This is a genomic window from Streptomyces laurentii (assembly GCF_040635425.1).
In the GTDB taxonomy this organism is placed as follows: Bacteria; Actinomycetota; Actinomycetes; order Streptomycetales; family Streptomycetaceae; genus Streptomyces; species Streptomyces laurentii.
Map to the genome: position 1 here is coordinate 19544 of NZ_JBEYHT010000012.1, position 20052 is coordinate 39595.

At 72.7% G+C, this 20052-nt stretch carries 22 protein-coding genes; 14 read left to right on the forward strand and 8 right to left on the reverse strand.

Going from position 1 to position 20052, the window contains the following annotated elements:
- The first annotated feature begins 80 nt into the window (after positions 1–80).
- The gene (locus tag ABZ693_RS10450) at positions 81–3308 is read left to right on the forward strand and encodes a glycoside hydrolase family 84 protein (RefSeq protein ID WP_359875395.1); all 3228 of its coding nucleotides are present in this window, start codon (positions 81–83) and stop codon (positions 3306–3308) included.
- Positions 3309–3417: 109 nt separating this feature from the next.
- Here ABZ693_RS10450 and ABZ693_RS10455 read toward each other — a convergent pair whose 3' ends face one another.
- The gene (locus ABZ693_RS10455; RefSeq protein ID WP_359875396.1) at positions 3418–3987 is read right to left on the reverse strand and encodes an HNH endonuclease; all 570 of its coding nucleotides are present in this window, start codon (positions 3985–3987) and stop codon (positions 3418–3420) included.
- Positions 3988–4286: 299 nt separating this feature from the next.
- On the opposite strand from ABZ693_RS10455, the gene ABZ693_RS10460 reads away from it, so the two are divergent.
- Positions 4287–5351 carry a mechanosensitive ion channel family protein gene (locus ABZ693_RS10460; protein ID WP_359875521.1) on the forward strand — a complete coding sequence of 355 codons (1065 nt, stop codon included), beginning with the start codon at positions 4287–4289 and terminating at the stop codon, positions 5349–5351.
- Between the two features lie 105 nt (positions 5352–5456).
- On the opposite strand, the gene ABZ693_RS10465 is transcribed toward ABZ693_RS10460, so the two are convergent.
- Genes ABZ693_RS10465 through ABZ693_RS10485 form a run of 5 tightly spaced genes read right to left on the reverse strand, consistent with a single transcriptional unit; the run spans position 5457 to position 7151 of the window.
- Positions 5457–5663 carry a DUF397 domain-containing protein gene (locus ABZ693_RS10465; RefSeq protein WP_359875522.1) on the reverse strand — a complete coding sequence of 69 codons (207 nt, stop codon included), beginning with the start codon at positions 5661–5663 and terminating at the stop codon, positions 5457–5459.
- Positions 5660–5854, reverse strand: coding sequence for a DUF397 domain-containing protein (locus ABZ693_RS10470; protein WP_359875397.1), 195 nt, complete (start codon positions 5852–5854; stop codon positions 5660–5662). Before ABZ693_RS10470 ends, ABZ693_RS10465 begins: the two co-directional genes overlap by 4 nt.
- Positions 5854–6051 carry a DUF397 domain-containing protein gene (locus tag ABZ693_RS10475; RefSeq protein WP_359875398.1) on the reverse strand — a complete coding sequence of 66 codons (198 nt, stop codon included), beginning with the start codon at positions 6049–6051 and terminating at the stop codon, positions 5854–5856. The genes ABZ693_RS10470 and ABZ693_RS10475 overlap by 1 nt, the downstream gene beginning before the upstream one ends.
- Positions 6052–6111: 60 nt before the next feature.
- A complete protein-coding gene (locus ABZ693_RS10480; protein WP_359875399.1) occupies positions 6112–6318 on the reverse strand; it encodes a DUF397 domain-containing protein in 207 nt (68 codons plus the stop codon).
- Complete coding sequence (locus ABZ693_RS10485) at positions 6315–7151, reverse strand: helix-turn-helix domain-containing protein (RefSeq protein WP_359875400.1); 837 nt, start codon at positions 7149–7151, stop codon at positions 6315–6317. The genes ABZ693_RS10480 and ABZ693_RS10485 overlap by 4 nt, the downstream gene beginning before the upstream one ends.
- 96 nt (positions 7152–7247) lie before the next feature.
- Between ABZ693_RS10485 and ABZ693_RS10490 the strand changes: the two genes are divergently transcribed.
- The 5 genes from ABZ693_RS10490 (at position 7248) to ABZ693_RS10510 (ending at position 9447) form a co-directional block, all read left to right on the forward strand.
- Positions 7248–7520, forward strand: coding sequence for a hypothetical protein (locus ABZ693_RS10490; RefSeq protein WP_359875401.1), 273 nt, complete (start codon positions 7248–7250; stop codon positions 7518–7520).
- Positions 7517–7753 carry a hypothetical protein gene (locus ABZ693_RS10495; RefSeq protein ID WP_359875402.1) on the forward strand — a complete coding sequence of 79 codons (237 nt, stop codon included), beginning with the start codon at positions 7517–7519 and terminating at the stop codon, positions 7751–7753. The genes ABZ693_RS10490 and ABZ693_RS10495 overlap by 4 nt, the downstream gene beginning before the upstream one ends.
- 68 nt (positions 7754–7821) lie before the next feature.
- Positions 7822–8055 (forward strand): DUF397 domain-containing protein, encoded by a 234-nt coding sequence (locus tag ABZ693_RS10500; RefSeq protein ID WP_359875403.1) that lies wholly within the window; start codon positions 7822–7824, stop codon positions 8053–8055.
- A gap of 77 nt (positions 8056–8132) precedes the next feature.
- On the forward strand, positions 8133–9032 hold the full coding sequence (locus tag ABZ693_RS10505) for a JmjC domain-containing protein (protein WP_359875404.1): 900 nt from the start codon (positions 8133–8135) through the stop codon (positions 9030–9032).
- A 28-nt stretch (positions 9033–9060) separates the two neighbouring features.
- Positions 9061–9447, forward strand: coding sequence for a hypothetical protein (locus tag ABZ693_RS10510; RefSeq protein WP_359875405.1), 387 nt, complete (start codon positions 9061–9063; stop codon positions 9445–9447).
- Positions 9448–9512: 65 nt separating this feature from the next.
- Here ABZ693_RS10510 and ABZ693_RS10515 read toward each other — a convergent pair whose 3' ends face one another.
- Entirely contained in the window at positions 9513–10469 is a 957-nt protein-coding gene (locus tag ABZ693_RS10515) for a MerR family transcriptional regulator (RefSeq protein ID WP_359875523.1), read from the reverse strand.
- Between the two features lie 119 nt (positions 10470–10588).
- Here ABZ693_RS10515 and ABZ693_RS10520 point away from each other — a divergent pair, with 119 nt between their 5' ends.
- Positions 10589–12109 (forward strand): alpha/beta fold hydrolase, encoded by a 1521-nt coding sequence (locus ABZ693_RS10520; RefSeq protein WP_359875406.1) that lies wholly within the window; start codon positions 10589–10591, stop codon positions 12107–12109.
- A gap of 22 nt (positions 12110–12131) precedes the next feature.
- Here ABZ693_RS10520 and ABZ693_RS10525 read toward each other — a convergent pair whose 3' ends face one another.
- Complete coding sequence (locus ABZ693_RS10525) at positions 12132–13196, reverse strand: DUF2804 domain-containing protein (protein ID WP_359875407.1); 1065 nt, start codon at positions 13194–13196, stop codon at positions 12132–12134.
- Between the two features lie 320 nt (positions 13197–13516).
- Here ABZ693_RS10525 and ABZ693_RS10530 point away from each other — a divergent pair, with 320 nt between their 5' ends.
- From ABZ693_RS10530 to ABZ693_RS10555, 6 genes are all read left to right on the forward strand, one after another.
- A complete protein-coding gene (locus tag ABZ693_RS10530; protein ID WP_359875408.1) occupies positions 13517–13972 on the forward strand; it encodes a hypothetical protein in 456 nt (151 codons plus the stop codon).
- A 115-nt stretch (positions 13973–14087) separates the two neighbouring features.
- Positions 14088–15569 (forward strand): MFS transporter, encoded by a 1482-nt coding sequence (locus ABZ693_RS10535; protein ID WP_359875409.1) that lies wholly within the window; start codon positions 14088–14090, stop codon positions 15567–15569.
- Between the two features lie 79 nt (positions 15570–15648).
- Positions 15649–16326, forward strand: coding sequence for a class I SAM-dependent methyltransferase (locus ABZ693_RS10540; protein ID WP_359875410.1), 678 nt, complete (start codon positions 15649–15651; stop codon positions 16324–16326).
- A 184-nt stretch (positions 16327–16510) separates the two neighbouring features.
- Positions 16511–17683: an ROK family transcriptional regulator gene (locus ABZ693_RS10545; RefSeq protein WP_359875524.1), complete on the forward strand. Its 1173-nt coding sequence runs from the start codon at positions 16511–16513 to the stop codon at positions 17681–17683.
- 65 nt (positions 17684–17748) lie between these two features.
- The gene (locus ABZ693_RS10550) at positions 17749–19110 is read left to right on the forward strand and encodes an ABC transporter substrate-binding protein (RefSeq protein ID WP_359875411.1); all 1362 of its coding nucleotides are present in this window, start codon (positions 17749–17751) and stop codon (positions 19108–19110) included.
- Positions 19107–20051: a carbohydrate ABC transporter permease gene (locus tag ABZ693_RS10555; RefSeq protein WP_359875412.1), complete on the forward strand. Its 945-nt coding sequence runs from the start codon at positions 19107–19109 to the stop codon at positions 20049–20051. The genes ABZ693_RS10550 and ABZ693_RS10555 overlap by 4 nt, the downstream gene beginning before the upstream one ends.
- Position 20052 lies beyond the last annotated feature (1 nt).

The window sequence follows — 20052 nt, forward strand, 5'->3', positions numbered from 1 at the left end:
CCGCATTGACACTCCGTCGGCCCAGGTGGTGGGCTCGTGACCGACTTGTGATCCAGGGGGGAGAGCGAGAGGAGACCGGCGTGCACCTCGGGCGCAGCAAGCGGACCGCGACAGCCGTCGCCGCGGCGATCATCGGCGGGCTGCTCGGAAGTGCCGTTCCCGGCACCGCTCAGGCCGCCCCGGCGGCCCCTTTCGCCCCCGCGCCCCCGGCCTCTCCCACCACGCCGCTCGCACCGGTCGCCGCCCCCGACCGGGCGGCCGAGGGCACCGTCCCGCCCGTCTGGCCACGCCCGCAGTCGCTCACCGCCTCTCGCGCCCCGGCGGTCCGGCTCGGCTCCGAGGTCACTCTGCTGGCCCCGCCCGGCGCCGACCCGTACGCCGTCTCCGCGCTGCGCGCGCTCCTGCGCGCCTCCGGCGTGCGCACGGTGCACGAAACGCTGCCCGGGCGCGGTCCGGTCCTCCGACTGGGTGACGACACCCGTCCGGACGCCGACGCGGCCCTGCGCGCGCTCGGCGCGTCCGAGCGGGGCGAGCTGCCCGCCGGCGGCTACCGGCTGGCCGTCGGCCGCTTCGAGGGCCGGGACACGGTGGCGCTGGCCGGCGCGGGCGCGGACGGCCTCTTCCACGCCGTGCAGACGCTGCGTCAGCTCGTCACGCGCACCGGCTCCGGTCCCCGGAGTTCCGTGCCCGCCGTCACCGTCCGCGACTGGCCCTCCTCCGCCGTCCGCGGCCTGACGGAGGGCTTCTACGGGCGTCCCTGGTCGCCCGCCGAGCGGCTCGGCCAGATCGACTTCCTGGGCCGCACCAAGCAGAACCGGTACCTCTACGCGCCCGGCGACGACCCGTACCGCGGCGCGCTGTGGCGCGAGCCCTACCCGGCGGCCGAGCGGACCGCCTTCCGCGAGCTGGCCGCGCGCGCCACCGCCAACCACGTCACGCTCGCCTGGGCCGTCTCCCCCGGCCAGGCCATGTGCCTGTCCTCGGACGACGACCTGACGGCCCTGAAGAAGAAGATCGACGACATGTGGGCGCTCGGGGCGCGCGCCTTCCAGGTCCAGTTCCAGGACGTCAGCTACAGCGAGTGGCACTGCTCCGCCGACGCCGACACCTTCGGGCGCGGCCCGGAGGCCGCCGCCCGCGCCCACGCGCGCGTGGCGAACGCCGTCTCCCGCCATCTGGCGTCCCGCCACCCGGGCGCGGCACCGGTGTCACTGATGCCGACCGAGTACTACCAGGACGGGTCCACCGACTACCGCGACGCGCTCGCCGACGCCCTGGACGCGCGCGTGGAGGTCGCGTGGACGGGTGTCGGGGTGGTGCCGCGCACCATCACCGGCGGCGAACTGGCCGGGGCGCGCGACGCCTTGCGCCACCCGCTGCTCACCATGGACAACTACCCGGTCAACGACTACGCCCAGGACCGGCTGTTCCTCGGCCCGGCGACCGGCCGCCAGCCGGCCGTGGCCGCCGGTTCCGCCGGGTATCTCGCGAACGCCATGGAGCAGGCCGCCGCCTCAAGGGTGCCGCTGTTCACCACCGCCGACTTCGCCTGGAACGCCAAGGGCTACCGCCCCGAGGAGTCCTGGCGGGCCGCCGTCGACGACCTCGCCGGCCCCGACCCGGCCGCCCGCGAGGCGCTGCGCGCCCTCGCCGGCAACGGCGCCTCCTCGCTCCTCGACCCGAACACCGAATCCGCCTACCTCCGGCCGCTCCTGGACGCCTTCTGGGCGGGCCGCGCCCGCACCGGCGAGGACGCCGGGGCCGTACGGGAGAAGGCCGGGCGCGAGCTGCGGGCCGCGTTCTCCGTGATGCGACAGGCGCCCGTACGCCTGAAGGACACGGCGGGCGGCGCGCTCGGCACCGAGGCCGCGCCGTGGCTGGACCGGCTGGCCCGGTACGGCGCGGCGGGCGAGGCGGCCGTCGACATGCTGCTGGCCCAGGCGCGCGGCGACGGCACGGGGGCGTGGCGGGCCCAGTTGGAGCTGGAGCGGCAGCGCGCCGGGCTGCGGACGGGCGGGGTGACGGTCGGCAAGGGCGTCCTGGACGCGTTCCTCGCGCGCGCGGCGAAGGAATCGGCGGCCTGGACGGGCGCCGACCGCAAGCCCGCCGGGCGCCGGGGCGACGACCACGCGACCGGAGGCCGCGACGAGGCCGCGAGCGCCGGTACGGGCCGGGACGGCGGCACGCACGAGGACGCCGTACCGGGCACGACCGTACGGACGACGGACGAGGCGTACACCCTGCGCCTCGACCGCCCCCGGCCGGTGGACACCCTGACGGTGATGACGGAGCCCGCCGAGCCCGCTGCGGACAGCGCGAAGGACACGAAGAACGACGGCAAGGGCACGGACGACGGCAAGGGCCGGAAGAGCGACGAGCCCGCCGGCTACCTGGAGGCGGAGGTACCCGGCGAGGGCTGGCGCCGGATCGCCCCGCTCGCCGCGTCCGGCTGGACCCAGGCGGACCTGAAGGGGCTGCGCGTGACGGCCCTGCGCATCGTGTGGACCGGCACGCCGGGGCGGGTGCGCTCGCTGGTGCCGTGGTTCGCCGACGAGCCGCGCGCCGGGCTCGCCCTGGGCAGCACCGGGACGGACGCCGAGTCCGGCGGCCCGGTCCAGCGGGTGGACGTCACCCTGACGGGGCGGCGCGCGGCCGAGGTGCGCGGGCCGCTCGCCGTCCGCGCGCCGAAGGGCATCACGGTGCGGCTGCCGAAGGAGCTCGCCAAGGAGGCCGTCGTGCCGCGCGGCGCGCGCACCACGGTGCCGCTGGAGGTGTCGGCGGGCGCGGACACGCCGACGGGCTCGTACGCCGTCCCCGTGTCGTTCGCGGGCCAGGAGCAGATCCTGACGGTCCGGGTCTTCCCGCGCACCGGCGGCCCGGATCTGGCCCGTACGGCCACGATCTCGGCCTCCGGCGACGAGACGCCCGACTTCCCCGCCGCGTACGCCGCGGACGGCGACCCCGCCACCCGCTGGTCCTCCCCGCTGGAGGACGACGCGTGGTGGCAGATGGAGCTGGCCGCGCCCGCCCGAGTCGGCCGGGTCGTCCTGCGCTGGCAGGACGCGTACGCCGCCCGCTACCGCGTCCAGGTCTCCGCCGACGGCCTCTCCTGGCACACGGCGGCCACGGTCGAGGGCGGCCGGGGCGGGGTGGAGACGGTCCGTCTCGACGCGGACGCGCCGGAGGCCCGTTTCGTACGGATCCAGGGCGACGCGCGCGCCACCGCGTACAGCTACTCGCTGTGGTCGGTGGAGGCATATGTCGTGACCGCGCCGGACGCCGCCGCCCCGGAGCCGGACGCGCGCTGACTGCGTGCGTACGAGGGCGGGAGGCGCACGGAAGCGCCCCGGGGCGCGCGGCCACACCCGTGCGCCCCACTTACTTCCGTACGTTCCCCCCCGACGCGAAAGGCCCGGCTCAACTCGCCGCCACGACCCCCTGTTGCTGGGGGGCGGTGACGACCGAGTCGATCCGGGCCATGGCGTCGTCCGCGCCGTAGGGCTGGAGATACGGCAGCCAGCGTGGGTCGCGATGGCCGGTGCCGATGATCCGCCAGGCCAGTCCGGCCGGCGGGGTGGGTTGGTGCCGCAGCCGCCAGCCCAGTTCGCGCAGGTGCCGGTCGGCCTTGAGGTGGTTGCAGCGGCGGCAGGCCGCCACCACGTTCTCCCAGACGTGTGTCCCCCCGCGGCTGCGCGGAATGACGTGGTCGACGCTGGTTGCGACGCCACCGCAGTACGCGCATCGCCCGCCGTCGCGGGCGAACAGAGCTCTGCGGGTCAACGGGACGGGCCCCCGGTAGGGCACCCGCACGAAACGCTTGAGCCGCACCACACTGGGCGCGGCGATCACACGGGTCTCGCTGTGCAGGAAGGCGCCGGACTCCTCCAGGCAGAGTGCCTTGTTCTCCAGGACGAGGACGAGCGCGCGGCGGAGCGGTACGACGCCGAGCGGCTCGTACGACGCGTTGAGGACCAGGACATGCGGCACGGGTGCCTCCTATGACGCCGGCGGCGCGTGGCTCGCGCCGGGACGAAACTGATCCCAGTCTCCCCTCATGCCCGCCTCGTACGCCACCACGTTGCGGGAAAGCCCCCGAGGTGTTCTCGGCCACATCCACGGGCATCAGGGAGTCGTCCCCGGCCCGCACCCGTCTCCGCTTGTACACCCCGTGTACGCCCCGTGCACGCCCCCACGCTCCCCGCACACACGGCCCCCGGCTCCCCCCATGGCCCCCGTTAGTGTGGAGGGATTGCGTACGCCTGTTTGGAGGTCCCCCCTTGTCTCCCCTGTCCTGGCTCGCCGCCCCGCCGCCACCGACCGCCGACGACCAGCAGTCCGTTCCGGTGACCCTGGACGAGGCGGCCGAACGCGCCACGGACGCCGCCGGCTGGGTGGAGCAGAACTGGGCCACCTGGCTGAACACTGGCCTCAAGATCGTCCTGATCCTGATCGTCGCCCTGACCCTGCGGATGCTCGTCCGCAAGGCCCTGACCAAGCTGATAGACCGCATGAACCGGTCCGCGCAGGCCGTCGAGGGCACGGCCCTGGGCGGTCTGCTCGTCAATGTCGAACGGCGCCGCCAGCGCTCGGAGGCCATCGGCTCCGTCCTGCGCTCGGTCGCCTCGTTCCTGATCCTCGGCACCGCCGCGCTGATGATCCTCGGCGCCTTCAAGATCGACTTGGCGCCGCTGCTCGCCTCCGCCGGTGTCGCCGGTGTCGCCATCGGTTTCGGCGCGCGCAACCTGGTCACCGACTTCCTGTCCGGCGTCTTCATGATCCTGGAGGACCAGTACGGCGTCGGCGACTCCATCGACGCGGGCGTGGCGTCCGGCGAGGTCGTCGAGGTCGGCCTGCGCGTGACGAAGCTGCGCGGCGTGGACGGCGAGATCTGGTACGTCCGCAACGGCGAGATCAAGCGCATCGGCAACCTCAGCCAGGGCTGGGCCACGGCCGGCGTCGACGTGACCGTCCGCCCGACCGAGGACCTGGACCGCGTCCGCGAGCTGATCATCGAGTCGACCGAGGCGATGTCCAAGGACGAGCCGTGGAACGAGCGCCTGTGGGGCCCGGTCGAGGTGCTGGGCCTGACCGAGGTGCTGCTCGACTCGATGACCGTCCGGGTCTCCGCGAAGACCATGCCGGGCAAGAAGCTGGGCGTCGAGCGCGAGCTGCGCTGGCGCATCAAGCGCGCCCTCGACGCGGAGGGCATCCGCATCGTCGGCGGCCTCCCGCTGGAGGAGACCCCCGCCAAGGCCGACCCCACGGCCGGCATGAACGCCCCGTCGGTCTTCTCCTCCCCGTCCTCCCCGCAGTCCGCCGCCGCGACCCCGCTGCCGAAGCCGGTCAAGTAGCGGTCCCCAACCCGACCGTCGTACGCAGGAAGGGCGGCCCGCACCGATTCGGTGGGGGCCGCCCTTTCGCGTACCGGGGACGGGGCGCGCCGGGTGGTGCGGACGTCAGCCGTCGAGTCGGACGGCCTTCACACCGGCCACGAACGACGAGAACGCGGCGGCGGAAACCTCCAGCACCGGCCCGTCGACAACCTTCGAGTCACGGACGGGGACGACGCCGCGCGAGGCAACGAGGTTGGCGGCCACCTCGACGCACTGACCACCGTTGCTGCTGTGGGAGGACGTGAACCAGCGAGGGGACTCCGTCATCAGGACACTCCCTTCACACCGGCTACGAACGACGTGAAAGCAGCGGCGGAGACGTCGAGCACCGGCCCGTCGGTCATCTTCGAGTCGCGGACCGGGACGACACCACGCGAGGCGGCGAGGTTGGTCGCGACCTCGACGCAGGCGCCGCCGTTGTTGCTATACGAGGATGTGACCCAGCGGGGGGACTCCATCATCAGGACACTCCCTTCACACCGGCCACGAATGATGAGAAAGCGGCAGCGGACAACTCCAGCACCGGCCCGTCCGCGACCTTCGAATCACGGACCGGAACCACGCCACGCGAGGCGACAAGGTTGGTGGCCACCTCGACACACTGACCACCGTTGTCGCTGTAGGAGGACGTGAACCAGCGGGGGGAATCGGTCATCAAGACACTCCCTTTCGCAACCGGCCCGTCAGGGCCACGGGTTCGGCCCTCCTACGGTGACAGTCAGCCGTCGAGCCGCCCAGCCTTCATACCGGCCACGAACGAAGAGAACGCGCCGACGGAGAAGTCCAGAACAGGCCCGTCGAGGACCTTCGAGTCACGGACGGGAACGACACCGCGCGAGGCGGCGAGGTTGGCGGCGATCTCGACGCAGGCGCCACCATTTTCACTGTAGGAGGACTTGTACCAGCAGAGGGGTTCGGTCGTCACGACATGCCCTTTCGTACCTCGTCGATCATGGCCAGGGACGCCGCCTGCGAGGGGGCTTCGGCCTGAAGCTGATGGTAGCCCGTCAGTATGGGGACGACCGAGGTCGTTTCCCTTTCCAAATGGCCCTGTTGAGCGGATTCTGCATACGAGACGAGCGAGCGGTCGAGCATCGTCAGGATGTACAACGGCAGGCTGAACGGCCGCCGGTCACCCAAGGTGAACGGCGCCACCTGGAGATGAGTGTTCGGCTGCTCGGCGAACTCCATCAGGCGGTCGAACTGGCCGTCCATCACGCCGGGCCGACCAACGGGCCGCCGGATACAACTCTCGTCCAGTACCACGAAGATCAGCGGCATCGGCGTCCGAACGAGGGCTACTTGCCGGTCCGCGTTGAGGGACAGCCGCTCCTCTGCCTGCTCGGGCGTGATCGCGCCACGCCTGACGGCACCTTCAACAATCGCTTTCGTGTACTCCGCCGTCTGGAGCAGGCCGGGGATGACACCGGACTCGTAGAGCCGGATCTCCGCCGCCCGCCCCTCGTAGCGGACGTACTCGGGGAAGCCCGCGAGAAGCGATCCGTGCCGGATCGCGCGCCATTCCTGCTCGAACGAGTCGTCGGTCCCCTCCGTTCCGAAAATGCGATCCAGACTCCTCACGAAGGGAAGAGTTGGGGGCTTCCGCAGAGTTTCCACGGCCGAGACATGGGTGCCGGAGTACCCGATCCGCACCCCCAGCTCGTCCTGTGTCCACCCCCTGGCCTCGCGCACCGCGCGCAGTCGCGCGCCAAAGGCCGCCAGCGGCCCGCTTTCCGGGTTCAGCTCCTTGCGATTCACACAAGTCCCCCTTCGGACCTGACCAGTTGAAGACATCCTGACTTTACGCCAGTCTGACCACACCCGGTAGCAGATCGGCTACTCAGAGGAGTTGTGTTGTCAGATAAGAAGGCGCACCTCGACCCCCACGCGCCCCCATCACGCCCCCGCCCGCTGCCCGCCACGGGTTCGTTCGTCGTCGACACCGGCCAACGTCCGTCCCGCATCGGCATGGTGACGGCCCTCGACGACCACGGGGTCCTGTATCTGCGGCCTCCCGGCGGCGGCACCGAGTGGAACCCCGAACCCGAGGATCTGCGGCAACCCACGGAGGCCGAGTGGGACCTCATCCGGACACTCACCAGCCCCGTACGACCGAGCGGCCCGTGAAGCCCATGCCGCCCGAGACGTACGTCCTCTCGGCGGATCACGGACTCCGCGCCCGCCCCGTACCGGCCCCCGGCTGCACACTCTGCGGGCACCTCGCCCGGTGGTTCGACACCTACTCGGCCGCCGGCCCCCGGCACGACGAATCGGCCGCCGTCGACTGCGTGGTGGAGATCCGCAACCACCCGCACGACCCGCCGAAGATGACCGTCAAGGAGTTCCCCCGCCCCCGGTGATGTCCGGCAAGACCGCCCGGAGGCAGGGGACCAGTCCCCATCCGAGAACAGAGACAGGAGACAACACTATGACCGACTTGTACGAGCGGGAAATCAGCGGCCCGTTCGCCGCCCTGTGCGGCGGCGGCACGGATAACGACGGCAATATGGAGAGCTGCATCACCCTGGCCGAACTGCGCGGTGGTGGATACGCGCTGGGGGACAGCAAGCCCGAGGGGTCGGACAGGAAACTGCGGATGAGCGCGGCGGAAATCACGGCGTTCGCGCGCGCATGGCTGACCAGGGCCGAGCCGACGGCCTGACCCCGCCCGGGGCTCGTCACCTCGCGCGGTGACGAGCCCCGCTCCGCTCCCTCTCCCCGCTCCCTCAAGGACCCGCCATGCCCCTGGCCGATCTCGTGGACGACGTCCCGAGGATCCTCGAACACTGGCCGACCCGGCCCACGCTCCACCACCGTTCCCCGCGCGCGCTCGCCGCGCTGTGGTCGCTCGCCGAAGTGAACGCCCTGGTGGACAGCGAGTGTCTGCCCGCGCGCAATGTCGTCCTCCTCAAGGACGGCAAGGTGCTGGAACGGCACACCTACACCGAGGCGTCCGGCGACATGCCCCGCCCCGGAGCCGTGCGGTCACATCTCGACGGCGGCGGCACCCTCTCCGTCCGTCAGCTCCAGACGGTCAAGCCGTCCCTGAGTCTCCTGCGCCGGGAGATCCAGGAGGAGACGGGCTGCCTGGTGCACGTGAACGCGTACATGACCCCGCCCGGCGCCCAGGGCCTGAAGTACCACTACGACCCGTACGTGACCCTGATCGTCCAGCTCGCCGGCCGCAAGACCTGGCCGCTCCATCCGCCGTTCGTCGAGAACCCGATGACGGAGCACGGAAACTTCCTGGAACGGGGGTTCACTCCCGCCGAACGTCACTATCTCGCCAACACTCCACCCGAACAGGCATTCACTCTGGAGCCAGGCGACGTCTTCTGGCTGCCCCGGGGATTCGTCCACTCCCCGTACACCGAAGGCGACGAGACGTCCCTGCACCTGACCTTCGCCCTGAAGGAACGGACGTTCTACTGGCTGGCGGCGGAGATGACGCGCGACATCCTTGCCCAAGCCCTGGCGGACCCCGCGCTGCGCGCCGAAATCGCGCCCACGCGGCTGTTGTCCTGCCCCGAGGAAGCCGTCCGGTGGACCCGTGAATACCTGGTGGGAGCACTCCTTCTGACAGAACCCGCGAGGATGGCCGAACTCGCGCGAAGGGCCGCATCCCGTGTCGCCGGGTGAGGGGCGCCCCCGTGGATACGCTGCGCCGGTGACGCAGCAGCACTGGCACGCGTACGCGTACACCGGCCGTTCCTACCCGGAATCGGCGATCCGGCGGGGCGAGGCGCCCGCCGACTTTCCGCCCATCGAGATCAAGGACTGGCTCACGCGCCCGCGCGCCCAGGTACTCGGCACGTACACCGCCGTGGACGACGCGGTGTCGTGGCTGGAAGGCGAACTCACCCAGAACCCGCCGGTCGACCAGGAACACTTCCCGCTCTGGGACCGCCTCCAGCGCTCCCGCGAGACCCTGTGTCTGACCTCGGGCAACGACGTGGTCCACGGCTACTACTCGAAGGCGGGGCAGTACGTCTCACGGGCACTCATCGCCTGCCCTCGTCCGGGCATTCGACTTTGTCCGTACGGAGAGAGCTGACGCGGAGCCGTTCGCCTGGACGGCGGGCGTCGCGGCTGCGTTCGGCGCACGCACAAGCCGCACGCTCACGCCGCCGTCGCGTTGTCCCGGTCCAAGGCCGCGCGCAGCCAGGCGTCCGCCGCGCCCGGGGTCGGGTCGGGCGGGCCGGTGGCCGGGGTGCGGATCAGGGCGGCCAGTTCCCAGTAGAGGTCGAGGCGCGGTTCGGCCGCGAGCCGTACGGCCAGCAGGCGGCGGAAGTCCCGGGTGTCCCGGCGGCCGTACGCGCCGGCGTACGCCGCGACGTAGGCGTCCAGCGCCTCCCCGGGGCGCGGCTCGCGGGACCGGCGCAGGGGCGGGGCGGCCAGCTCGAACGCCTCGATGAGGCCCGGGTACAGCAGGGCCGTCCCACGGGCCCCGGCCACGCGGTGCACCTCCGGCTGGGGCTGCCGGCGGCCCGGGCAGGGGGCCGTCGTCATCGCGTACAGCCGGGCGAAGGCCAGGACTTGGGCCGGGGTCGGCTCGTCGGGCGGCTGCGGCACCGCCGCCTCCAGGAACTCCGTCGCGACCCGGGCGGGCGTCCGCGCCGGCAGCCAGGCGCGCCAGAAGCGGGCCAGCGGGGCCGTGTTCGGCGGGATGCCCGCCGCGCCCACCGCGCCCAGCAGCCGCAGCCGGTCGGCCCGCTGCTCGGGCGGGCACTCCCCCACCAGCCGCAGCGCCGCCTCCCGCCAGCGCATCGCCTTCAACTCACCGCCCAGCACCCGTAGTCGGCTCGCGACGGCGTCCTCCAGTACGCGGCCCGCCGCGTCGTCCGCGTCCTCGACGACCCGCCGTATCTCGTGCAGCGGCAGGTCGAGGGCGCGCAGGGAGCGGATCAGGCTCAGCCGGTCCAGCGCCCGGGGGCCGTAGCGGCGGTGCCCGCCGCCGCTGCGCGCCGACTCGGGCAGCAGACCCCGGTCGGAGTAGAAGCGGACGGTCTTCACGGTGACGCCCGCGCGTTCCGCGAGTTCGCCGATGCTCCAGAACCGCTCATCGGACGTGGACAGTTGAATCTCCCTCCGGGGGAGTTCCTACGGTACCGGCGCGGCGGAGCGGGCCCACGTGCCGGAGCCGCGGCCCGGGTGTGCGCGAGCGGCGCGGCACCCGGCGGACCGGAGGAGGATCCATGACGGTGTTCATCTTGGTGGCGGGGGCGTTCACCGGCGCCCAGGTGTGGCGGGAGACGGCCGCGCGGCTGGCCGCGGCGGGCCGCGAGGCACACGCGGTGGCCCTGACGGGACTTGACGCGGACAGGCCCGCCGCGCCGTCGGCCCGGGTCGGCCTTGAGACGCACATCGAGGATGTGCTGGCGTCGATCGACGCGGTGGAACCCGGCCGGGAGATCGTCCTCGTCGGTCACGACTACGGCATCCACCCGGCGCTCGGAGCCGCCGACCGGCGGGCCCGGCGCGTCGCCCGCCTCGTGTACCTGGACTGCGCGATGCCCCGGGACGGGGTACCGGCGCTGGCGGCCGTACCCGACCAGGCCCTGCGCGGGGAGCTGGCCGAACGGTACCGGCGGGAGGGTGGGGACGGCGAGCTGGCTCCGCCCGCGCGGGACGCGTGGGCGCGCTGGGGCAGTACCGCCGGGGTCTCCGACGCGGCCCTGGACCGGTTGACCGCCCTCGCCGCCCCGCAGCCGCTGGGCACCCTGTACGAACCGCTGCGACTGAGCGGGAAGGTGGCCGCCGTACCCGTCACGGGGGTGCTGTGCACCGGCAACGGCGCGAGCGTCGAACTGGTGCAGAGACTCGTCGACTTCGGCGACCCGGCGCTCGCCGTACTGGCCGATCCTGCCACCGGGTTCTTCGAACTGCCCACCGGGCACTGGCCGATGCTGTCCTGCCCGGCCGAACTCGCCACCGTCCTGCTGAGCGCGGCGGCGGGCGAAGGGCACCGGCTGCGACCGGCCAGGGGTACGGACGCGACCCCCGCGCATCTGCGGCCGTTCCCGCTGGACGTTCCCGTGCCGGCCCGGGAGCGCAGGGAGCACGTCGACCTGTACGTCCCAGACGGCGAGAAGCCGCTGCCGGCCGTGATCGTCGTCCATGGCGGACCGCTGCCCGCCGGGGCCCGGCCCACGCCCCGGGAGTGGCCGACCGTGGTGGGGTACGCCTGCCTGGCGGCGGCCGAGGGCGTGGTCGGCGCGACCGTCGACCATCGGCTGCACGACATTGCCGACTACGGACGGGCCGCCGAGGACGTGGCCGCCGCCGTGGACCTGGTGCGGGCCGATCCCCGGGTGGACGCGGACCGGATCGCCCTGTGGTTCCTGTCCGGCGGGGGGCTGCTCGCCGCGGACTGGCTGGCCGGGCCGCCGGCCTGGCTGCGCTGCCTGGCCGCCTCGTACCCGATCCTGGCGCCGCTGCCCAACTGGGGGATGACCGACAGCCGGTTCCAGCCGGCCCGGGCCGTCTCCGGCGCGGGCCGGCTGCCCTTCGTACTCCTGCGGGCCGGTCTGGAGTCACCGGAAATCGCCGCCACTGTCGGCGCGTTCGTGGCTGCGGCCGAGGACGGCGGGGCGCGACTGGAGCTGATCGACCTCCCCCACGGTCACCACGGCTTCGAGACGCTCGACCCGCCCGAGGAGACCCGCCCGGCCCTGCTCCAGGGGATGCGCTCGGTGATCGCCCACCTGTGGACGTAACACCGAGGGCCGGACGGGAAGTTCACCAGCGCATGTGGACGTCCTCGGCCCACCCGAGCAGCCGCTCCACGGCGATCTCGCGTCCCTCGTCGTCGCGGATCCGGCCCGAGTAGTGGCCGAAGCACTGGTCGGTGCGGTTGGCGATCAGACCGGCCTCGGTGCGGGTGGCGCGGCGGTGGAAGGGGGTGAAGGTGAGGTCCACGGCGGGCCGGTCGCCCGGGGAGGTGAGGGTCCACGGGGCCATGACGTCATCGGGGGTCCAGCGCCACTCCAACTCTTCCCCGAGCTTGGAGAGTCGGCCGTCCACGCAGAGGGCGTTCTCCGTGGCGCCGGTGCCCTCGGTCCAGCGTCCGCCGAACTGCAGGCCCACCGTGTGTCCGTCCGTACGGCCCGACGCGGCGCCCCAGTTCCAGTCGACCGAGCGCGGCCAGCGGCCCCGGCCGTGATCGAGCACGGCCCAGGCGTCCGCGCCGAACTCCAGGACCCGGCCGCCGATCCGTACGGTCCCGGAGGCGGGGCGGGCCGTCTGCTTCGACGTGTACTGGAAGCGGCGCTCGTCCCACGGCACGACGACCGACAGGGACTCGTGGCCGGCGGGCAGAGCGGCGAGGAGGTCGACTTCCACGGTTTCCTTCGGCGAGGAAGGGGTCAGGCAGCGGGCCCGCAGCCGGGTGCCGCCGTCCTCCTCCCGTATCTCGATCCGGACCTTGCCGCCGGTGGGGCGGGGCGGGCCGACCACGACGGCGGGGGCCTCGGCCGTACCCGCGACCGCCCGCGGCAGACGGCTCCTCCGGCCTCCGGGCGGTGCTATCGCCGTCCGCTCGAACTCGCGGACGGGACCCTGCGGCCCGTACTCCAGCACGTACACCGTGTCCAAGGTCAGGAAGTCGAGATCGCTCACGGTCAGCGCGACGAGATGGGTCGGGGTGGTCACGCACCAGTACTCCCAGCGCTTGTTCCGGCCCCAGCCCCGCAGATTGGCCCGGTGCAGCGGGGTCCTGGACCATCCGGCGGCCGACGGGTTCAGCCGTCCGTCCGGCAGGCACAGATCGACGGGGGCGGTGATCTCACGCTCATGGGTGGCCATGCGCGGGAGCCTATGCCGGGACCGGCGACACGTACCCGGGCGGAATCGGCGGAATACCGTCGGGCGGTGGCGGGGCGGACTGCCCCTGGCAGCTGCGGCGCGCCCGGCTCGGTCTGCCCTCGCTGATGAAGCGGGGAGACCCGTTCGTCCGGGGTCTGTTCGACCCGCTCTGGACGATCCGTTACGGCCTGCGGATGCGCAGGCATCCGCTCCCCGACGAGGATCCGGCCGCATAGCCCGCCTGCCGCGATCCGCCGGTGTCGCCCTCTCGACGAGAATGCCGTCGACGGTTCGATGGAAAAGGCGAAGGCGGGGGACGGATGAAGTACGTCGAGGTCGAGTGGGACGACGAGTGCCGGGGGTTCCGGGTCGACCCGTACGGATACCTGGAAGAGTTGCCGCGCCTGGCACCCGAACTGCCGCCGGGGGCACGGGCGTTCGTCACCGATCCCGATCACTACCGGTTCAGCTCGCCGCGCTGCGTGAAGGACCTGGCGCTGGCCGAGGTGCGGGTGGCGACGGACAAGAGCGGGTCGCTCGTCGTGCGGTTCACGCCCAATCCGTGGAAGCACGAGGAGGAGTTGGAGATCCGGTACTCCGGCGTCGTCCACTTCTCCTTCGACTCGCCGCACGCGATCGACTGGATGGCGTCGGACACCTTCCTCCTCGACGAGGTCCTGCCGGATCCGGCGGGGTGCCGGCACGAGATCGCGCTCACCGACGCGACCCTCGTCGTCCGCTGCCGGGATCTGGACGCCGTATGGACAACCCCGTGACCTGCACGGACACATTCATGTGACCGCGTCACACAAAAGTGCCTTCTTCCGCGGCGCACCACGGACACAGACGATGACCGCTGTAACAAAAGGTGCCCCATAGGAAGGTCCTGTCATGCCCCCGTCCCCCGTGCGGGCGCGCACCTCACCCTGGCTGATCGTCGCCCTGCTCTGCGTCGGCCAGATGATGATCGTGCTCGACCAGAACATCGTGAACGTCGCCCTTCCCGCCGTACAACGCGGCCTCGGGCTCTCCTCCGGGAACCTGGTCTGGGTGGTGAACGCGTACGTCATCCCCTTCGGCGGGCTCCTGCTGCTCGCCGGGCGGCTCGGCGATCTGCTCGGGCGGAAGACGGTGTTCCTCACCGGCGTCGTGCTGTTCAGCGCCGCGTCGGTGCTGTGCGGTCTCGCGGACAGCGAGACGGCCCTGATCGCGTCCCGCTTCCTTCAGGGCATCGGCGGGGCGATCACCTCCGCCTGCCTCCTGGGCATGGTCGCGACCGTGTTCCCCGAGGGGCGGAAGCGGGCCCAGGCCATCGCCGCCTACAGCTTCGCGTCGGCGGGCGGCGGGGCGGCCGGGCCGCTGCTCGGGGGTGTCCTGACCGAATGGCTCGACTGGCACTGGATCTTCTTCATCAACGCGCCGATCGGCGCCGTCCTCGTCCTCGCCGGCGTACGGGCGCTGCCCCGGGAGCGGGGCGAGGGGCTGAGGCAGGGCCAGGGCCAGGGCATCGACCTCCTCGGCGCCCTGCTGGTCACCGGCGGCATGACGCTCCTCGTGTACGCGATCGTGGACGCCGAGCGGATCGGCTGGACGGCGGCCCGGACCCTGCTCCTCGGACCGCTCGCCCTCCTCCTGCTGATCGGCTTCGTCACCCGCCAGGCCACGGCCGCCACCCCGCTGCTGCCGCTGCGGCTGTTCCGCTCGCGGAGTCTGGCGGCGGCCAATCTCGTCCAGTTCCTCCTCATCGCCGGCATGTTCGGCCTGCTGTTCTTCGGGACGCTCTATCTCCAACGGGTCCGGGGGTACGGGGCGTTGCGGGCCGGACTCGGGTTCGCGCCCATCGCCGTCGTGATCGCGGCGGTGTCCCTCGGCCTGTCGGCCCGGCTCCTCACCCGGTTCGGCCCGCGCGCCCTGCTTCTCACGGGGCTCGGGCTCGTGACCACGGCGTTCGTCCTGCTGTCGTTCGCCCGCGCCGACGGTGTCTACGCGGTCGACTTCCTCCCGGCCGGTCTCGTCATGGGACTGGGCTTCGGGCTCGCCGCACCGGCCATGACGGGCCTCGGCATGGCCGCCGTGGCACCGGCCGAGGCCGGTATCACCTCCGGACTCTTCAACACCACCCAGCAGCTCGGCGGAGCGATCGGTCTCACGGTTCTGAGCACCCTCGCCAACGCCCGCGCGGACGCCCTCGCCGCCGCCGGGAAGAGTCGGGCGGACGCGCTGATCGGCGGCTATCACACGGCCTTCCTGACGGCCGCCGGATGCGCGCTCGCCGCCCTGCTCGTCGGCGCCGTCCTGCTCAAGGCCGCGCCGTCCGCGCACGCGGTCGAGGAGAACCCGGTGCCGCACGGAATGGACGCCGTGGCGGCCTGACGTCGCGGGCCGGGACCGGCCGGGCGCCCCGTCCGGACCGGCGGGCGGGCGCGCCGGCGGCCGAACTACCCTCGCGGGCATGGTCGAACACGAAGCCCTCCGTGCCACCCGCCAGGCCTACGACGATGTCGCCTCCACCTACGCGGACCTCTTCCGCGACTCCCTCCGCGACCTGCCCCTGGACCGCGCGATCCTGAACGCCTTCGCCGAACTCGCCCGCGCCGCGGGGGACGGCCGGGTCGCGGATCTGGGGTGCGGTCCGGGCCATGTCACCGCGTACCTGGAAGAGTCGGGGACTTCGGCCTTCGGCATCGACGCCTCGCCCGCGATGATCGAGCTGGCCCGGCGGTTCTCTCCCGGCCTGCGGTTCGAGGTCGGCTCGATGACCGCGCTGGACCTCCCCGACGACGCCCTCGGCGGAGTCCTCTCCCGGTGGTCCGTCATCCACACCCCGCCCGCCGAACTCCCGCCGATACTCGCCGAGTTCCACCGGGTCCTGGCTCCGGGCGGCCATCTGCTGATCGGCTTCTCGGCGACCGACGGCGCCGCGCACCCTACGCGGGAGTTCGATCACGCGGTCGCGCCCGCCTACCGCTGGTGGCCCGACCATCTGGCCGCGCTGCTGCGCGCGACCGGGCTGACCGAGGTGGCCCGGATGGTGCGCGAGCCCGAGCCCACCGACCTCCGGCAGTTCCAGGAGGTCCACCTGCTCGCCCGCAAGGCACCGACGGCCGCTCCCGGCGCCGACGGCTCTTGACGGCTCTCCGCCCCAATAGGAAACTTTCCTAACAGTACGGCCGCGACAGGGGCGGGGACAGGGGGACGGAGACGTCATGGCGAGTACGGCTCCGGACCGGGATCCCGGCACCGGCACCGGCGCGGGCCCGCGCACGGGCGGCGGCAGGGCCGCCACGCCCGGCACCCCGAGGACGCTGCGGGCGATGAACGACCGGGCCGCGCTCGATCTGCTGCTCGCGCACGGCCCCTTGTCACGGCCCCGGATCGGCCGGCTGACCGGCCTGTCCAAGCCCACCGCGTCCCAGCTCCTCGCCCGCCTCGAAGCCGCCGGACTCGTCGAGGCGACCGGTGTCTCGGAGGGCCGCCCCGGACCGAACGCGCGGCTGTACGCGGTGAATCCGCGCGCCGCGTACGCCGCCGGGCTCGACGTCACCGCCGACCGGATCCACGCGGCCGTCGCCGACGTGACGGGCGAGATCGTCGGGGAGTTCCGGCTGCCCGCCACGACAGCGGTGCCCGGCGGGGTCGTGGGCCGGGTGGCCGGTGCGCTGCTGGGGGCCGCCGAGGAGGCCGGGCTCGCCCTCGGAGCCGTACACCGTCTGGTCATCGGCACCCCCGGGGCCTTCGACCCGGCCACCGGGCGGCTCCGCTACGCCGCCCATCTGCCCGGCTGGCACTCCCCAACCCTGCTCGAAGAGTTGGCGGACGCGCTGCCGATGCCGGTCGCGTACGAGAACGACGTCAACCTCGTCGCCCTCGCCGAGCAGCGGACCGGCGCCGCGCGCGGGCACGAGGACTTCGTGCTGCTGTGGAACGAGACCGGCCTCGGCGCCGCGCTCGTGCTCGGCGGCCGGCTGCACCGCGGGGTCACCGGCGGCGCCGGGGAGGTCGGCCTGCTGCCGGTGCCCGGCACCCCGCTGGTCCGGCGGGTCGCGCAGGCGGGTGCGGGCGGCTTCCAGGAACTGGCGGGCGTCCGGCCGTTCCTGCGGCTCGCCGGCGCGTGCGGGATCGAGCCCGGCGGACCGCCGTACGTGCCGGCCGCCGCCCGGCTGCTCGCCGAGGCCGCCGAACGGCACGGGGAGGACGAGCGGTACGCCCGGCTTCTCGACGCGTACGCCGAGCGCCTCGCCGTCGGCGTCGCCGCCCTCGTCGCCGTCCTCGACCCCGGACTCGTCGTCCTGTCCGGCGCGGCGCTCCGTCCCGGCGGGGAGCCCCTGCTCGCCCGCGTCCAGGCACACCTCGCCGAACTCTCCGACGCACAGCCCCGGTTGGTGCTCGGTGCCGTCGAACGGCGACCCGTGCTGCGCGGCGCACTGCAATCGGCCCTCGCCGCCACCCGCGACGAAGTCTTCGACACCTCCCGCCGACCCCGCTGACCCCCCAGCCCAGCCCCGCTCCCGCCCTCTCCTCTCCCCCCACCGTCCGACCGGAGACCACCGTCATGCCGCCCGCCCCACCTCACCGGCGCGCCTTCGCCGCCCTCGCCGCCGTCGGCACCGCCCTGGCGCTGGCCCTGTCCGCCACCGCGTGCACCGGCGCCCCGCGCGGCGGAGCCGACGACGACCCCGGCGCCCGGACCACGATCACCTTCTGGCATCCCTGGTCGGCGCCCTCCGAGGTCCGGGCCATCGACGCGGACATCGCACGGTTCGAGAAGGCCCACCCCCGCATCAAGGTCGATGTCGTCGGCGGCATCGACGACGACAAGCTCAACCAGGCGCTGCGCGGCGGAGGGTCGAGGAGTCCGGACGTCGTCACCTCCTTCGAGACCGCCAACGTCGGCCGGTTCTGCTCCTCGGGCGCTCTCGCCGACCTCGCCCCGTTCATCGAGAAGTCCGGGCTCGACCTGGCGAAGACCTTCCCGAAGCCCCTGCTCGACTACACGCAGTTCCAGGGCGTGCGCTGCACGATGCCGCTGCTCACCGACGCGTACGGGCTCTACTACAACAAGGACGCCTTCAAGGCGGCCGGCATCGACGGCCCGCCGGTGACCTGGTCCGAGTTCCGCGCCGACGCCAAGGCGCTGACCAAGCCGCGCGGCGACGGATACGACCAGGTCGGCTTCCTGCCGAACTACCACGGCTACGAGAACAACATCGATCACTATCTGGGCAGTTGGGGCCCGCGATACTTCGACTCGCGCGGCAAGGCGTTCCTCGCCCTCGATCCCGCCGTCGGGGAACTGATGTTCTTCCAGCAGAAGATGGTCCGCGAACTCGGCGGCTACGAGAAGCTGGAGCGGTTCCGCACGGGTCTCGGGGACGAGTTCGGTGCCGAGCACCCCTTCCAGACCGGCCAGGTCGCCATGCAGATGGACGGCGAGTGGCGGCTCGGCATGGCCATGGACGCCAAGGTGCCGTTCGAGATCGGCGTGGCGCCGATGCCCGTCCCGGACGAGGACCGGCTCGACTACGGCAAGGGGTTCCTCTCCGGCACGGTCATGGGGGTCTCCGCGCACAGCCGGAAGCAGAACGCCGCCTGGGAGCTGGTCGAGTTCCTGACCACCGACACCGAGGCCGTCGTCGCCTTCGCCAACGACATCCGCAACGTCCCCTCCACCTTCGCCGCGCTCAAGTCCCCGGATCTGAAGCTCGATCCACGCTTCAGGACCTTCCTCGACATCGCCCGCCACAAGCGGTCCAACACGGCGCCCGGCACCCTCGACGGCGGCGCGTATCTCCGCACCCTCCAGGACTTCGCCTACCGGTTCGAGAAGGAGAAGGACACCCGCGGCCTCATCCCCGGACTCCTGCGGACGGAACGGCAGATCGACGCCGACATGGCCCAGGCCGAGCGAGGATGACCGCCACCCTCCGGACGAGACGCCGGCGCCGTGCCCTTCGCACCCTCGCCTTCCTGTCGCCGTGGCTGGTCGGCTTCGGGGCCTTCTTCGGGTACCCGCTGGCCGCGACCGTCTCCTTCTCCTTCATGAGCTACGACGGGTTCGCCGCACCGTCGTTCGCCGGACTCTCCAACTGGTCGTACGTCTTCGGCGACTCGCCGCTGTTCTGGCCCGCGCTGCGCAACACCCTGTGGCTGGTGGTCGTGACGACCGCCTGCCGGGTCGTCTTCGGGCTCGGCGTCGGCATGCTCGTCACCCGGATCAAGCGGGGCGCGGGGCTGCTGCGCACCCTGTTCTTCCTGCCGTCTCTCGCGCCGCCGGTCGCCGCGACCCTCGCCTTCGTCTTCCTCCTCAACCCCGGCACCGGGCCGGTGAACGGCCTGCTCGCGCGGGCCGGGATCGACGGGCCCGCCTGGTTCGACGACCCGGCGTGGGCCAAGCCCGCGCTCACCGTGCTCGCGGTGTGGGGCGTCGGCGACCTGATGGTGATCTTCCTGGCCGCGCTGCTCGACGTCCCGAGGGAGCAGTACGAGGCGGCGGAGCTGGACGGGGCCTCGGCGTGGCAGCGGTTCCGGTACGTGACGCTGCCGAACATCGCGCCCGTCGTCCTGTTCGCCGTGGTCACCGGCGTCATCCAGGCGACGCAGTACTACGCCGAGCCGCTGGTCGCCGGGAAGGTCGCCTCGGGCGCCGTCAGTGGCTCCGGCCGGCCCTTCGAGCCCGGCTACCCCGACCGCTCCACGCTGACCCTGTCCCAGCTCGTCTACCAGCAGGGCTTCCAGCGCTTCGACTACGGGGCGGCGAGTGTCGTCGCCCTCGTCCTGTTCGCCCTCGCCCTGGCCTTCACCGCGCTGCTGATACGGCGGCGCGGCGGCAGCGCGCTCACCGGGGCGGGTGACTGAG